The organism is Enhydrobacter aerosaccus (assembly GCF_900167455.1).
Taxonomy (GTDB): domain Bacteria; phylum Pseudomonadota; class Alphaproteobacteria; order Reyranellales; family Reyranellaceae; genus Reyranella; species Reyranella aerosaccus.
This window is the reverse complement of record NZ_FUWJ01000010.1, coordinates 192,445-206,392: the sequence shown is the minus strand read 5'-3', so window position 1 is coordinate 206,392 and position 13,948 is coordinate 192,445. Positions and strand designations below refer to the sequence as shown.

The following is a 13,948-nucleotide window of genomic DNA, read 5'->3' as shown; positions in this document are numbered from 1 at the left end:
CGGTCCTTACCTTCCGGTCCGTCAGAGCCGGAGCCGCCGCAGCCGCAGGGCATTGCCGATGACGCTGACAGAACTCAGCGACATTGCCGCCGCCGCCATCACCGGGCTGAGCAGCAGGCCAAAGACGGGGTAGAGCAAGCCAGCCGCGACGGGAACGCCGGCTACGTTGTAGATGAACGCGAACACCAGATTTTGCCGAATATTGCGCATGGTTGCTTGTGACAACCTGCGGGCGCGCACGATCCCGGAAAGTTCTCCCTTGGCCAGGGTAATTCCCGCACTTTCAATGGCGATATCGGTACCGCTTCCCATCGCGATCCCGACATCCGCCGCCGCCAAGGCAGGGGCGTCATTGATACCATCGCCGGCCATGGCGACAATTCGGCCCTCACTGCGCAGCCGCTGGACGATGCGGGCCTTGTCCTCGGGCAGGACCTCAGCCTCGATCTCGGTGAGGCCGAGCTGACGGGCGACGGCCTCGGCGGTGCGCCGATTGTCGCCGGTCAGCATGACCAGGCGCAGGCCATCGCCGCGCAAGGTGGCGAGGGCGGTGGGCGCCGTCTCCTTGATCGGATCGCTGACCGAGATCGAGCCTGCATGCGTGCCGTCGACGCCAAGTAGCACGGTGGTCGCTTCGGTATCGGGTTGGGCCGCGACCGTAATGCCGCGCTCGGCCAGGAAGCGGGCATTGCCGAGGACCACGTGCTTGCCCTCGGTCGTCCCGGCGACGCCGCGGCCGGCAGGAGACTCGAAGTCCGAGACATCGGCGAGCGGAACATTCCTGGCGCGGGCCGCTTCGAGGATCGCCGTCGCGATCGGGTGTTCGCTGCCCCGTTCGAGGCTAGCCGCGAGCCGCAGAACTTCCGCTTCCGACATCGTCGTTCCCGTGACTGCTGACACCGACGGCTTTCCGAGCGTCAGGGTACCGGTCTTGTCGAACACGAGCGTGTCGACTTTCTCCAGTCGCTCCAGCGCCTCGGCATTGCGGATCAACACGCCGACGGACGCGCCGCGGCCGACGCCGACCATGATCGACATGGGCGTCGCCAGGCCCAGGGCGCAGGGGCAGGCGATGATGAGGACCGACACGGCCGCAAGCAGCGCGTGGCTGAAGACGGGTGCCGGCCCCCAGATTGCCCATGCCGCGGCGGCGATGACGGCAGTGACCACGACGGCGGGTACGAACCAGCCGGCCACGACGTCGGCGAGACGCTGGATGGGAGCCCGGCTGCGTTGCGCCTCGGCGACCAGCTTGACGATGCGCGCCAGCACCGTGTCGGCACCGACATGCTCGGCCATCATCACGAAAGCGCCGCTGCGATTGACGGTGCCGCCCACCACCTTCGCGCCAGGCTCCTTGGTGACGGGCATCGGCTCGCCGGTAATGGTCGATTCATCGACCGAGCCGCGACCGTCGCGCACCGTGCCGTCGACCGGCACTTTCTCGCCGGGCCGGACCCGCAGCAGATCGCCCACGGCGATGGCCTCGAGCGGTACCTCTTCGTCCCGGTCCTGCGGGCCGACCCGCAAGGCCGTGCGGGGGGCGAGCCCCAGCAGGGCCTTGATCGCGCCAGATGTCGCATCACGCGCCCGCAGTTCCAGCACCTGCCCGACCAGGACCAGAACGACAATGACGGCCGCAGCCTCGAAGTAGACTGGCACCGATCCGTCACCTTCGCGGAACGAGGCTGGAAACAGGCCCGGAGCCAGGGTCGCCACGAGGCTGTAGAGCCAAGCGGCGCCAGTGCCGAGCGCGATCAGGGTGAACATGTTGAAGGCACGGCGCGCAACCGACTCGACGCCACGGACGAAGAACGGCCAGCCGGCCCACAGCACGACCGGCGTCGCGAGAACGAGCTCGATCCAGTTCAACGAGCCGTGCGGCAACACCGCATGGAGGTCGACAATGTGGCCGCCCATGTCGAGCACGACGAGCGGAACGGCCAGCGCACCGCCGATCCACAGACGGCGCGTCATGTCGATCAACTCTTCGTTCGGTCCCTGGTCGAGGGTGATCTCGGCCGGCTCGAGCGCCATGCCGCAGATCGGGCAGCTGCCTGGACCGACCTGACGAATCTCCGGATGCATCGGGCAGGTGTAGATTGCGCCCGGCGTAGTCGGCGGCGGTGCCGGCCGTTCCTCCGCTGGCTTCAAGTAGCGCTCAGGCTCGGCCGTGAATTTCGCCAGGCACTTGGGATTGCAGAAGTAATAGGTCTGGCCGCCATGAACCGTGGTGTTCTTCGCGCCGGCAATCTTGACCTTCATCCCGCAGACGGGATCGATCGCATTCTCCGACGATGCCGCCGCAGCCAGCTGCTCTTCCGACGCCTTCAGGTAGCGCTGCGGCTCGGCGGTGAACTTGGCCAGGCATTTGGGATTGCAGAAGTAATACGTCTGGCCGCCGTGAACCGTGGTGCTCTTCGCGCCGGCGATCTTCACCTTCATGCCGCAGACGGGATCGATCGCCGTATCGGAGGGGGCGTGATCGTGATGATGGTCGTGATGGCAGCAATTCTTGGTCATGCTTGCCAAGCTATACCCTACAGGGGTATGGTTCAAGGCATGGATGAACGTGTAAAGAAGACGCAGCTCGCGCGGCTGAGCCGGATCGAGGGTCAGGTCAGAGGCGTGGCGCGCATGGTCGAGGAAGACCGCTACTGCATCGATGTCATCAACCAGGTCCGTGCGGTGCGGGCAGCGCTCGACAAAGTCGAGCAGGAGATCCTGCACGACCACCTGCAGCATTGCGTGGCGCATGCCTTCCACGCCGGATCCGAGCGCGACCGGCAGACCAAGATCGATGAGTTGATGGAAGTGCTCGACCGCCGTCGCTAGAGACGGCGCAGTCGGTCGGACGGACGATCCGGCATGGGGGGATTAACGCGACCCGCGCCTAGACGCCCTGCTGTTGCTCTTCGGCCTTGGGTTGATCGGTCGTCTCCGGGCTGCGCTCCTCCGGCCGCTCGGCCTTGCGCTCCTCTGCCCATTTCACGATCTCGATGAAGATCGGCCGCAGTTTCCGGGCGGCGGGCGTGATTTCGTACTCCACCCGCGGCGGCACCTCGGCATAGACGGTGCGCTTCACCAATCCGTCCTTTTCCAGGCCGCGGAGCTGGGCCGTCAGCATGTGCTGAGTGATGCCCGGCAGCCCGCGCTTCAGTTCGCCGAAGCGATGCACACCCTGGCTGAGCAGCCAAAGGATCTCGAGTTTCCAGCGGCCATTGATCATCCCGACAGCACGTCGGAATTCGGTTTGGGCGGCTTTGACGACGGCCGGATCCTTGGGAATGTCATCGAGGTTGAGGGTCATGGGCTCCTCCGGGGAAATCGACGTTTGATGTAGGTATCATATAGAAGACTTTGTCTGATCATCAACCCTACTTGATAAAGCGACTTAACACGCGAGATACATCAAGCTGGCCGGAAGCGGCCTTAATGCAGAGACCGTGTGTAAAGGAGCAGATTCGTGGACGGTTCGTCGATGCCGCCCGAGGTGAAGCTGGACAACGCTTCCTATTCGATGCCGCCCGTGGCGCCCGAAGCACGCCGGGCTACCGAAAACCGCAGCCGACGTCGCCGCTGGCTGGGCGCACTGGCAGCCGTCGTTCTCGTCCTGGGCGGCGGCTATGGCACCTACTGGTTCCTGATCGGCCGCTTCTACGAGACCACCAACGACGCCTATCTGGGCGCCGATAACGTGACCGTCGCGCCTAAGGTGGCGGGCTATGTCATCGAGCTGAATGTCGAGGACAATCAGCGCGTCGCGAAGGGCGACGTGCTGGCGCGTATCGATCCTCGCGACTATCAGACCGCCGTCGACAGCGCCGCGGCAGACCTGCAGAACGCGGAGGCGACCGCGGCCAATATCGATGCCTTGCTGGCCGAACAGCAATCGACCATCGCCCAGATGAAGGCCGCAGTCGAAGCCGACAGGGCGGCGATCACCTTCTCCGAACAGGAGTCGCGCCGCTACGGCGATCTTGCCCGCATTGGCGTGGGCAGCGCCCAGCGTAACCAGCAGGCGGAGGCTGATCTGGCGCAGAAGAAGGCCGTGCTGGAGCGCGATCTGGCCGCCGTCCGGGCGGCCGAAGCGCATACCGCGGTGCTGCAGACCCAGCGTCGCCAGGCCGACGCCACCATAGCCGCCAAGAACGCCACGCTTACGCAGGCGCGGATCAATCTCGAATACACGACGATCGTCGCTCCGGTCGACGGTGTCGTCGGCGACCGCAGCGTGCGGCAGGGGCAGCTTGTCCAGGCTGGTGCGAAGCTCATGAGCGTGGTGCCTACTGACCGCGTCTACCTGGTCGCAAACTTCAAGGAGACGCAGACGGGCCATATGACTCGCGGCCAGCCCGTGAGTATCGAGCTCGACACGTTCCCGGGCCAGACCATCGACGGCACGGTCGAGAGCCTGGCTCCGGGCACCGGCGCCCAGTTCGCTCTGCTGCCCCCCGAAAACGCCACGGGCAACTTTACCAAGATCGTGCAACGCGTTCCGGTGAAGATCCTGCTCGATCCCAAGAATCCCTTGGTCGCGAAGATCAGGCCCGGCTTGTCCGCGACCGCCACTGTCGACATTCGCCCGACTGCGGCGGCAAGGGCCGTGGCGCGTGAACCGACTTCGAGCCGAGGCCGCGTTCAGGCCGCGCAATGAAGGGCGGCTCCATGAAGGGCGCGACCCCTGAGGCGTCACTACGCGACTGGATCGCCGTGGGCGGCGGCATCCTGGGCGCCTTCATGGCGATTCTCGATATCCAGATCACCAATGCCTCCCTGGCTGAGATCGGCGGCGCCATCGGCGCCACGCCAGCGGAAGGAAGCTGGATTTCGACCGGCTATCTCATGGCCGAGATCATCATCATCCCGCTGAGCGGCTGGTTGTCGCGTGCCTTCAGCTTGCGTGTGTTCCTGAGCGCCTTCTCGGCCTTGTTCGTCGTCTTCTCGATCCTGTGCGCGATGTCGACGTCGCTCACCGAGATGATCCTGTTCCGGGCCGGACAGGGCCTCACCGGCGGCGTCCTGATCCCGACCGCGATCACCATCGTGCGGTCGCGCCTGCCACCGGCCAAACAGCCGGTCGGTGTCGCGCTGTTCGGCATGGTGGCGACGTTCGCGCCGGCGATCGGTCCGACTGTGGGCGGATGGCTGACCGAGAATCTCAGCTGGCAGTACATCTTCTATTTGAACGTGGCGCCGGCCCTGCTCGCCATCGCCTTGCAGCTCTATGCCCTCGATCGTGAGCCGATGCGGCTGGGCGAACTGAGGCAGGGCGACTGGCTCGGCATTGTCTCGATGGCGATCGGACTCAGCTCGCTGATCTTCGTGTTGGAGGAAGGGCAACGCGAAGAATGGTTCGATTCGCAGATGATCGTCGTCGGCACGATCGCTGCAGTCCTGGGCACGGCGATCTTCATCATCGCCGAACTCACGACAGACAAGCCCTTCATCAACCTGCGCCTGTTCGCCAATCCGTCGGTCGGAGGCTCCGGCATCCTGATGGCGGTGTTCGGCGCGACCGCCTTCGGCAGCCTCTATCTGATTCCGTCCTACCTGGCGCAGATCCAGGGCTACAACGCCCAGCAAATCGGCGAAGTGGTGATGTGGAGCGGCATCCCGCAGCTGTTCCTCCTGCCGCTGATGCCCTTCCTCATGCGCAAGGTCGACCTGCGCCTCTTGGTCGGCCTTGGGCTGCTGATGTTCGCCGGGAGCTGCTTCATCAATGTCGACATGTCGCCGAACACGGCGATGGATCAGCTCATCCTGCCGCAGCTCCTGCGCGCGGCCGGACAGCCGCTGGCAACGATTCCCTTGACTCAGCTCTCGGTCGTCGGCCTGTCGCGGCGGGACACCGCCGACTCGGCCGGCATCACCAGCGTCATGCGCAACCTCGGTGCCTCGGTGGGCATCGCCATGCTGTCGACGATGGTGCAGATCCGCGAAGAGGTGCATTTCTCGACGATCGCCGAGGCGATGACGACCAACAGTCTCAGGCTGCAGGAGCGCTTGCAGGCCCTGACCGCGATCTTCGTCGGCAAGGGGGCCGCTCTCGATACGGCGACGCAGCGCGGTCTGCAGGTGCTGGCCCAGCAGGTCCGCCTGAACGCCTCGGTGATGGCCTATGCCGACAGCTTCTGGATCCTGGGCGTCGGCATCCTGGTCAGCCTGCTGACCCTCCTGATCCTGCGCCGGCCGCAACCGGGTGTTGCCGTGGCGGTGGACGCGCACTGAGCGCGCCGTCGCGTTTGCTGGACGCTATTGCGGCTCGATGCGGGCGATCTTCACGTACTCGGCCCACTTGGCGCGCTCGCTCCGATCCTGCTCGGCGCATTGCGCGAGATCGAGCTTGTGCGGCGTCAGCGCGAATTCCTGTGTCAGGCGCTTGTTGATCTCGGGTGACAGGATCGCCTCGTTGATCAGCTCATTGAGACGCTGCTTGATGTCCTCGGGAACGGCTTTCGGGACGGCGATGGCGAGGAAGCCAGTGCTGACGAAGCCAGGAAAGGTCTCGGCGAACGTCGGTACATCGGGATAGAGCGGGCTGCGCTCGGCAAGGGTGATGGCGAGCGGACGGGCCTTGTCCGAAACGACCTGACCGCGCGCGGCGGTGAGATCCACGCACATGAACTGGATGGCGCCGGCATAGAGATCGCTCCAGGCATTGCCGATCGCCTTGTAGGCGACGCCTTGCCATTCGACGCCGGCCTTCTTGCCCAGCACTTCGGACGGAACCTGAGAACTGGCATTGAAATAGCCGAAGTTGAGCTTGCCGGGGTTGGCCTTGGCATAGGCCATCAGGTCGGCCAGCGTCTTGTAGGGGCTGTTGGCGGGTACGACGAGAAAGGCGCCGCTTTCACCGATGATGCCCACGACCGAGAAGTCCTTCTCCGGATCGTAGCCTGGGTTCTTGTACATGTGGATGTTGGCGGCGTTGGTCGATGTCGTGGCCAGCATCAGCGTGTAGCCATCGGCGGGCGACGACTTCACGGCCAGCACACCGACGATGCCGTTGGCGCCGGCCTTGTTCTCGATCACGAAAGGCTGGCCCGTCTTCTCCTCCATGTACTTGCCGACAAGCCGGGCCGTGATGTCGCCGGATCCGCCCGGCGCGAAAGGGACGATGATATGCACGGGCTTCGTCGGCCAGCTGTCGGCGCGGGCGGGGAGCGCGGCGAGGAGAGGGAGTGCCAGAAGCGAGCGGCGAGAGAGCGATGTGCGAAACGAGCCCATGTTCAGCCAGCCAATTGAATTCGTCACGGATGGACAGTCATTAGTCGGTCGCCGTACGGTTTCGGAATGGCAGAATCAGGTCGTCCACCGCTGAGCGGAATACGTGTCGTCGATTTCTCGCGAGTCATTGCCGGTCCCCTCTGCACGCAGATGCTGGCCGACATGGGCGCGGAAGTGCTCAAGATCGAGAACCCGGATGGCGGCGATGATACGCGCAAGGGCGCGGGTCCGCGCGCCGGCGGCGAGAAGGGCGAGAGCCACTTCTTCATGACCTACAATCGCGGCAAGAAGAGCATCGCGCTCGACTTCACCAAGCCGGAAGGGCAGGCCATCGTCCACAAGCTGCTCGAGAAGGCGGACGTGCTGGTCGAGAACTTCCGGCCGGGTGTGTTGAAGAAATACGGGCTCGATCATGCGAGCCTGCAGGCGAAGTATCCGAGGCTGATCTATCTCTCGATCTCCGCTTACGGGCAGACCGGGCCGCTGTCCGACCGGCCGGGCTACGATCCGGTGCTACAGGCCGAATCGGGCATGATGAGCGTCAATGGCGAGGCGAATGGCGAGGGGCTGCGCCATGCGATCGCGATCGTCGACACCATGACCGGCATCCACTCGGTCGCGGCCATCAATGCCGCTCTGTTCGCGCGTCGCGATACCGGCAAGGGCCAGTACATCGACCTGGCGCTCTACGACACGGCGCTCGCTTCGCTTGGCAATCTCGGCGCCTACTATCTCATCGGCGGCGATCAGCCGAAGCGGGCCGGCAACGGCCACTTTGCATCGGTGCCCAACAGCTCGTTCGATACCAAGAACGGCAAGATCTACATGGCGGTCGCCAACCAGAAGCTGTTCGTGGACACCTGCAAGGCGATGGGCCATCCGGAATGGGTCGAGGACCCGCGCTTCGCCACCATCGCCAATCGTGTCGCCAACAAGGCCGCGTTGACCAAGCTGATGGAAGACGTGCTGAAGACCGATACCAAGGAAAACTGGACCCAGAAGTTCCGCCACCTGCCGGCGGGGCCGATCCGCACCATGAAGGAAGCGCTCGACGAGCCGGAGGTGCGCCGCCGCGGCATGCTCAAGACCTACAAGCACTCACGAGTCGGCGAAGTACCGATCATCGGCTCCAATTATCATTTCTCCGACACGCCGGTGGACGACACGCGGCCCCCGCCGTCGCTGGGTGAGCACACCGGCGAGGTGCTGCGCCATGTTGCCGGCCTCGGCGAGGCGGAGATCCAGGCGCTGCGGGACAAGAAGATCATCGGCTGAGCCAGCGCCGCAGGATGGCGTTGGTTTCCGCGGGCTTCTCCATCGTCACGAGATGTCCGCACTGCTCGATCACGGCCAACTCGCTGCCCGTGATGCCGGCGGCGATCTCCTCGGAGAAGGCGAGCGGCGTCGTCACGTCGTCGCGGCCGCAGACGACGACGGTCGGACACGTGATCTTCGGCAGGTCTGGCCGCCGGTCGACCCGAACCGCCGCCAGCTCTTCCTGGCGCTTGTAGATCTCCACGCCGGTTTCGCGGCACATCATCATGACCTCGTCGACCAGCGCCTTGTCCGGCAAGCGGTAGGCCGGCAGGAAGCGCGCCAGTTGCAGGCCCAGTACGAGCTCGAAGTTTCCGTCGTCGGCGAGACGCACGCGGGCGCGGCGGATGGCCTTCTCCGTGTCGTTCTGTGCCCGCATGCCGGTGTCGAGAAGAGCGAGCTTGCTTACGCGCTCGGCGGCGATCTGCATGATCTCGACGCTGATCATGCCACCCAGGGAAAGACCGGCGAGCGCGAAGCGACCGGGCGGCATCTGGTCGAGGATCCAGCGCGCCGTGGCCCCCCAGGAGTCGAAGATCGACAGCGGCGCCTTGCGCCAGTCGGGCACGACGATATCGGCGATGTCGGATAGGGCGGCCACTTGCGGGGCAAACAGCCGGGGCGAGCACAACAGGCCCGGCACGAGCAACAACGGCGTCTTGGTCATCGGATCCTCCGATCGTGACCTTAGCCCATGCCGGGAGTGCCGGCGATTGACGTGCGGGCGCAAAGCCGGAAACTAGGCGGACAGCAAGCCTGCCGGGAGGAAATCGAATGAAGAAGCGCCGGTTCGTCGATCTGTCGATCTATCTGGAGAACGATGTCGTGTCCGATCCTGTGCCGTTCGGTCCGAAAATCGCCTACCACAGGCATGACGAGACAGCAGGGCAGATCGCCGGCTTCTTCCCAGGACTGAAGAAGGAAGATCTGCCGGACGGTGCCGGCTGGGCGGTCGAGAACGTGAACCTCTCGACCCACAACGGTACGCATCTCGACGCGCCCTATCATTTCCATCCGACGATGAACAAAGGCGAGCGTGCGATCACCATCGACGAGGTCCCGCTCGAATGGTGTTTCCAGCCGGGCGTGAAGCTCGATTTCCGCGACAAGCCTGATGGCCATGTCATCACCGCGACAGAAGTCGAGGGCGAGCTGAAGCGTATCGGTCACGAGTTGAAGCCGCTCGAGATCGTTGTCGTGAACACGCGGGCGGGCTCACGCTACGGCAACAACGACTATGTGAACGCCGGCTGCGGGATGGGCTATGACGCCACGATCTATCTGCTGGAACGTGGCATCCGGCTGACCGGCACCGATGCGTGGAGCTGGGATGCGCCGTTCTACTTCACGGCCCAGAAGTGGGCCAAGAACCATGATCCGTCGATCATCTGGGAGGGGCACAAGGCCGGTCGCGACATCGGCTACTGCCATCTCGAGAAGCTGCACAATCTCGAGGCTTTGCCGCCCGATGGCTTCACCATCTCCTGCTTTCCGCACAAGATCCGCGGCGCGTCCGCTGGCTGGACGCGCGCTGTGGCGATCTTCGAGGAGTAGGCGGTAGGCTGGCGCTAGGCGAGCGGCTCGGGCTCGCCGGGCGGGAGCGGCATCTCGAAGACATTGAGCGTCATCGAGACCAGCATGTAGTAGCCGCATACGCCGACGAGATCGACGACACCCTGCTCTCCGAACGCATCGACCGCTCGCTTGTAGTTGGTCGCGGCGACGCGGTTGGTGGCGAGATATTCTGTAACGAAGTCGTAGATGACCTTTTCGACCTCGCGCGTGAAAGGCGGGGTCTGGCGTGTGCGCACGGCCTCGATGATCTCGGGCGCCAGGCCGGCCTCCTTGGCGATGCGGGCATGCGCGTAGAATTCGAACTGCGCCTTGAAATGCCGACCGACCAGGCAGATGGCCAGTTCCGACAGGTCACGCGGCAGGGAATTGTTGAAGCGGCAATATTCGCCGAGCTTCTGGGCGCGGTCGGCGAGAACCGGGCTGCGCAGCCAGGGTTCGAACGGGCCGCGCAGGCCGCCGCGCGGCCCGGATACGATGGCGTCCGCCACTTTCTTCTGTTCCGGTGTCAGCTTGTCGATATCGAGCGGTGCCAGGCGCGGCATGTCACCTTCCTCCTTTATTTGTCTGTTTGGTTTTCAGAGCGGGCAGCCGGCATCGGCAACCTGGGAGCGGTCGGCGGCCCTGAAGATCGCGTCCACCATGGCGTCTCCCACGCGCTGTACGGTGCCGCCGTCCGCGGGACACGACGACGTCGCGGCCCACATGACCTTGCCGGTCGTCACGTTGTAGAGGGTGAGGCCGATGCGCAGCGACGAGCCGGACTTGGGAATATCGATCAGGTCGCGGCGCTGGACGCGGTTGGCCGGCGTCTGCGGCCGCGGGTTGGCGCCGCTCTCGGCGTAGCTCGGCTGACCGCCGATCATTTCCTGGCCACCAGAACCGCCCTGGCCCAGCAGATCGAGAAAGGTCACGTCCATGCGCATGACGTTGCCGCCGCTGAAACCCACGTCGTTGCCGCGATTGGCAAGCTCCTGCATCACCTGCCCGCGCAAGTGGCGGCCCAGTGCCGTATCGTTGGTGAGCTGGACGGCCGTCTTGGTCTTGGGGATCTTCTCATAGGCCTTGATCTCGAGCTGGCCGAGCTTCGGCGGCGCCTGCGCCACTGCCGTGCCAGCGGCCAGAGCCGAGGCCAGCATCACTATCGTCATTGTCCGCATCGTTCTCCCCCAAAGTCCCTAGTCACTCGACTCGTGCCAGCCCGGCTCGTCCCGGTCGAGCAGGCGCTTGAGCGAGTCGAAATGCAGGAAGGCCTGCTGCGCCTCGCCTGCGACCTGTTCAGCGGTATGCCGTGCGCAGCTCTCGTCGACAATGTGCAATGGCCGCCCGGTCTGCATGGCCAGCACCTGAACCATCGCCGCGCGCTCCAGATAATAGAGGTCGTCATAGGCCTGGGCGACGGTCGGCCCGCAGACGATGACGCCATGGTTGCGCAGGAACAGGATTTCCTTGTCGCCCATCGCGCGCGTCATGCGGTCGCCCTCTTGGGGCGACAGGGCAAGGCCGGCATAATCGTCGTCATAGGCGATACGGTTCCAGTACCGCAGTGCATTCTGGGTGCACATCTCGATCCGTCCGTCGCGCAGGGAGGTAATCGCCGTCGCATAGGGCATGTGGGTGTGCAGGACGACGGCTGCCTTGGGGTTGCCGGCATGAAGGCGGGCATGGATGTAAAAGGCCGTCGGTTCGACGGGATAGCGGCCCTCGATGATGTTGCCGGCTCCATCGGCCATCACCAGGTCCGACGGCCTGACCTCCGACCAGTGCAGGCCCTGCGGATTGACCAGGAACAGATCTTCGCGGCCCGGAACGGTCATGCTGAAATGATTGCAGACCCCTTCGTTCAGGCCATGGCGTGCGGCGGACCGGAGGGCCGCGGTCAGGTCGTGACGTGCTTGCGTCACCGGGTTGTTTGCCAGCATTCCTTCATTCCCTTTGCGTCGGCGCGGATGATGCTGGTTTGACCGTTGGGGGGGAAGCGAAATTTCCCGTCAGGCCGGCATTCGCCTCGATGGCCGCTGCGATATCTCACGCACCAGCTTGCTCCGAACCGCGCGGCCGAAATCGTTGAAATTGGCGGCGGGAATGATGAAGGCGCCGGGGCCGCCGATCACGTTCTGCTCGTAGTATTTGTCGAGCTCGAAATCGGGCGGGCGGCCGAAATTGCTGCGGTTCATCATGACGGGCAGGCCGTTGATGACGATGCCCTGCGCGACCAGCATGTCGCGGACCAACTCGGCCGGCGGCCCTTCGTTGGTACGTCCGTCGCCGGAGATATCGATGACGCGCCGGCGTGACTGGGTGCCCGAGCGGTCGAAGTGCGAGCCGGCGAAGGCAAGTGCCGCGCCGATGGCGGTCCAGCTCTGCGAGGTGCGCGGCGCCTCGGCGAGCCTGTCCGCGATTCGGCGTGCCGCCGGCGCGCTGTCGATCACGGTCCAGTCGATGACGACGGACTGATACTGCGTACCCGCCCATTCGACATAACTGAGCGCAATGCACTTGTTCTCGCCCGAGAGGATGGCGGTGATGATCCGCTCGTCGGTCAAAGCCTCGACATAGCCGCGCCGCTGCAGGTCGGCTTCGATCTCGTCGATGGAGCGGGACACGTCGACGGCAAGCACCAGCTCGAGATCCACCGGTGTGTCGGCGCGAGCGGGCAGAGGCGACGCCAGTGCCGCCAGCGAACCAAGGAGCGCCGTTCGTCGCCTCATGCCGCCGCCTCTCTGCTGGCAACCAGCATAGCATCGGCCGGCAGGGCTCAACAAAAAACGCCGGGGTGGTGCCCCGGCGTCTATGTTCACTATTGCGCGACGACCTATTGATCGTCGTCGAAGCCACGCTTGCGCGGCTCGTAATCGCGCTCCCGGCGCGGGCCACCGCCATCGCGGCGACGCTGCGGGCGGGCCACTTCGCCACCGCCCCCGCCGCCAGCATCGTAGCCACCAGGGGCTGGGGGACCGCCGGAGAAATCGGCGCGCCGATCACGCATCGGGCCACCGTCGCCGGCGCCGCGGTATCCACCGCCGCCACCGCCGCCGCCGTAGCCACCACCGCCGCCGCCGCGATAGCCACCGCCACCGCCGCCGCCGTAGCCGCCACCACCGCCGCCGCCGCCGTAGGGCGGACGCGGGCCGCGCGGACGGAATCCGCCGCCACCACCGCCGCCGCCGCCAAAGCCGCCGCCGCCACCACCGCCAGGCTGCCGCTCGACGGCTTCCCGGACAGCGATCGAACGACCATCAAGCAGCGCACCGTTCATGGCCTGCATCGCTGCAGCACCCTGTTCATCTGTTTCCATCTCGAGGAAGGCAAAGCCGCGGCTGCGGCCTGTTTCACGATCCACGATCACTTTCGAAGAGGCAACGGTCCCGAACTGGGAGAAAGCTTCTTGTAGACGCTCGGACGTAACCGAGTAGGGCAGATTGCCCACAAACAATTTACGACTCATTCAAGGCTCTGGGCTGGAGGAAGGAGAGAGCGGAATCCGGCACGCGCTTGCTGGACGTGACGTCCGAGCGATACGTAGACCTTTGACGATTGAAGACCAAGAAGCTCACGGGAAGACGTTGACCAAGATCGCGCTCTTGCGTCTTTGCCGAGGACTCCTCGAAGATACTCCTCGGCCAGTGTCGCTATGCCGCACTTATGCGCTGATTCTGCGCCCGAGTCTACAAGGGTCGATCTGCATGTCTGCAAGTCACATAATCACCACGGAAAATTGTGGGATGGAGAGGACATCGAGGAAGAGAGAATCGCCCGCTCGCGATCGCACGATTCGCTTCTGCAGTCGTCGGCCGGCCGTCGCCGTGAATGCGTTCATGTCGACGGTGAC

14 protein-coding genes are annotated in these 13,948 nt (G+C 64.7%); 5 read left to right on the top strand and 9 right to left on the bottom strand.

Annotation, left to right across the window (positions count from 1 at the left end; all coding sequences use genetic code 11):
• Nucleotides 1-21: 21 nt before the first annotated feature.
• Nucleotides 22-2,523: a heavy metal translocating P-type ATPase gene (locus B5D62_RS26225; RefSeq protein ID WP_139374102.1), complete on the bottom strand. Its 2,502-nt coding sequence runs from the start codon at nucleotides 2,521-2,523 to the stop codon at nucleotides 22-24.
• Between the two features lie 39 nt (nucleotides 2,524-2,562).
• Between B5D62_RS26225 and B5D62_RS26220 the strand changes: the two genes are divergently transcribed.
• The gene (locus tag B5D62_RS26220) at nucleotides 2,563-2,835 is read left to right on the top strand and encodes a metal-sensitive transcriptional regulator (RefSeq protein WP_085937007.1); all 273 of its coding nucleotides are present in this window, start codon (nucleotides 2,563-2,565) and stop codon (nucleotides 2,833-2,835) included.
• Between the two features lie 58 nt (nucleotides 2,836-2,893).
• Here B5D62_RS26220 and B5D62_RS26215 read toward each other — a convergent pair whose 3' ends face one another.
• The gene (locus tag B5D62_RS26215; RefSeq protein WP_085937006.1) at nucleotides 2,894-3,310 is read right to left on the bottom strand and encodes a winged helix-turn-helix transcriptional regulator; all 417 of its coding nucleotides are present in this window, start codon (nucleotides 3,308-3,310) and stop codon (nucleotides 2,894-2,896) included.
• 156 nt (nucleotides 3,311-3,466) lie between these two features.
• Between B5D62_RS26215 and B5D62_RS26210 the strand changes: the two genes are divergently transcribed.
• Both B5D62_RS26210 and B5D62_RS26205 read left to right on the top strand, forming a co-directional pair.
• Entirely contained in the window at nucleotides 3,467-4,657 is a 1,191-nt protein-coding gene (locus B5D62_RS26210) for an HlyD family secretion protein (RefSeq protein ID WP_231714943.1), read from the top strand.
• An 11-nt stretch (nucleotides 4,658-4,668) separates the two neighbouring features.
• Entirely contained in the window at nucleotides 4,669-6,231 is a 1,563-nt protein-coding gene (locus B5D62_RS26205; protein WP_085937039.1) for a DHA2 family efflux MFS transporter permease subunit, read from the top strand.
• A gap of 24 nt (nucleotides 6,232-6,255) precedes the next feature.
• On the opposite strand, the gene B5D62_RS26200 is transcribed toward B5D62_RS26205, so the two are convergent.
• Nucleotides 6,256-7,257: a Bug family tripartite tricarboxylate transporter substrate binding protein gene (locus B5D62_RS26200; protein ID WP_139374101.1), complete on the bottom strand. Its 1,002-nt coding sequence runs from the start codon at nucleotides 7,255-7,257 to the stop codon at nucleotides 6,256-6,258.
• Between the two features lie 39 nt (nucleotides 7,258-7,296).
• Between B5D62_RS26200 and B5D62_RS26195 the strand changes: the two genes are divergently transcribed.
• Entirely contained in the window at nucleotides 7,297-8,505 is a 1,209-nt protein-coding gene (locus B5D62_RS26195; protein ID WP_085937004.1) for a CaiB/BaiF CoA transferase family protein, read from the top strand.
• On the opposite strand, the gene B5D62_RS26190 is transcribed toward B5D62_RS26195, so the two are convergent.
• Nucleotides 8,495-9,211, bottom strand: a complete 717-nt coding sequence (locus B5D62_RS26190; protein WP_085937003.1) for an alpha/beta fold hydrolase — start codon at nucleotides 9,209-9,211, stop codon at nucleotides 8,495-8,497. The two genes, B5D62_RS26195 and B5D62_RS26190, sit on opposite strands and share 11 nt — an antisense overlap.
• Nucleotides 9,212-9,318: 107 nt before the next feature.
• On the opposite strand from B5D62_RS26190, the gene B5D62_RS26185 reads away from it, so the two are divergent.
• Entirely contained in the window at nucleotides 9,319-10,098 is a 780-nt protein-coding gene (locus B5D62_RS26185) for a cyclase family protein (protein WP_085937002.1), read from the top strand.
• Nucleotides 10,099-10,112: 14 nt separating this feature from the next.
• On the opposite strand, the gene B5D62_RS26180 is transcribed toward B5D62_RS26185, so the two are convergent.
• From B5D62_RS26180 to B5D62_RS34220, 5 genes are all read right to left on the bottom strand, one after another.
• Nucleotides 10,113-10,661 (bottom strand): carboxymuconolactone decarboxylase family protein, encoded by a 549-nt coding sequence (locus B5D62_RS26180; protein WP_085937001.1) that lies wholly within the window; start codon nucleotides 10,659-10,661, stop codon nucleotides 10,113-10,115.
• Between the two features lie 33 nt (nucleotides 10,662-10,694).
• Complete coding sequence (locus tag B5D62_RS26175) at nucleotides 10,695-11,267, bottom strand: hypothetical protein (protein ID WP_139374100.1); 573 nt, start codon at nucleotides 11,265-11,267, stop codon at nucleotides 10,695-10,697.
• 27 nt (nucleotides 11,268-11,294) lie between these two features.
• On the bottom strand, nucleotides 11,295-12,038 hold the full coding sequence (locus B5D62_RS26170; RefSeq protein WP_085936999.1) for an aldolase: 744 nt from the start codon (nucleotides 12,036-12,038) through the stop codon (nucleotides 11,295-11,297).
• 69 nt (nucleotides 12,039-12,107) lie between these two features.
• Nucleotides 12,108-12,827, bottom strand: a complete 720-nt coding sequence (locus B5D62_RS26165) for a DUF1194 domain-containing protein (RefSeq protein ID WP_085936998.1) — start codon at nucleotides 12,825-12,827, stop codon at nucleotides 12,108-12,110.
• A 104-nt stretch (nucleotides 12,828-12,931) separates the two neighbouring features.
• Complete coding sequence (locus B5D62_RS34220) at nucleotides 12,932-13,564, bottom strand: RNA recognition motif domain-containing protein (protein ID WP_085936997.1); 633 nt, start codon at nucleotides 13,562-13,564, stop codon at nucleotides 12,932-12,934.
• Between the last annotated feature and the right edge of the window lie 384 nt (nucleotides 13,565-13,948).

What these genes read in the sequence shown, in the direction of transcription:
- B5D62_RS26225 (WP_139374102.1), bottom strand. Translation starts at nt 2,523, where the DNA reads ATGACCAAGAATTGCTGCCATCACGACCATCATCACGATCACGCCCCC.
- B5D62_RS26220 (WP_085937007.1), top strand. Translation starts at nt 2,563, where the DNA reads ATGGATGAACGTGTAAAGAAGACGCAGCTCGCGCGGCTGAGCCGGATC.
- B5D62_RS26215 (WP_085937006.1), bottom strand. Translation starts at nt 3,310, where the DNA reads ATGACCCTCAACCTCGATGACATTCCCAAGGATCCGGCCGTCGTCAAA.
- B5D62_RS26205 (WP_085937039.1), top strand. Translation starts at nt 4,669, where the DNA reads ATGAAGGGCGCGACCCCTGAGGCGTCACTACGCGACTGGATCGCCGTG.
- B5D62_RS26195 (WP_085937004.1), top strand. Translation starts at nt 7,297, where the DNA reads ATGGCAGAATCAGGTCGTCCACCGCTGAGCGGAATACGTGTCGTCGAT.
- B5D62_RS26190 (WP_085937003.1), bottom strand. Translation starts at nt 9,211, where the DNA reads ATGACCAAGACGCCGTTGTTGCTCGTGCCGGGCCTGTTGTGCTCGCCC.
- B5D62_RS26185 (WP_085937002.1), top strand. Translation starts at nt 9,319, where the DNA reads ATGAAGAAGCGCCGGTTCGTCGATCTGTCGATCTATCTGGAGAACGAT.
- B5D62_RS26180 (WP_085937001.1), bottom strand. Translation starts at nt 10,661, where the DNA reads ATGCCGCGCCTGGCACCGCTCGATATCGACAAGCTGACACCGGAACAG.
- B5D62_RS26175 (WP_139374100.1), bottom strand. Translation starts at nt 11,267, where the DNA reads ATGACGATAGTGATGCTGGCCTCGGCTCTGGCCGCTGGCACGGCAGTG.
- B5D62_RS26170 (WP_085936999.1), bottom strand. Translation starts at nt 12,038, where the DNA reads ATGCTGGCAAACAACCCGGTGACGCAAGCACGTCACGACCTGACCGCG.
- B5D62_RS26165 (WP_085936998.1), bottom strand. Translation starts at nt 12,827, where the DNA reads ATGAGGCGACGAACGGCGCTCCTTGGTTCGCTGGCGGCACTGGCGTCG.
- B5D62_RS34220 (WP_085936997.1), bottom strand. Translation starts at nt 13,564, where the DNA reads ATGAGTCGTAAATTGTTTGTGGGCAATCTGCCCTACTCGGTTACGTCC.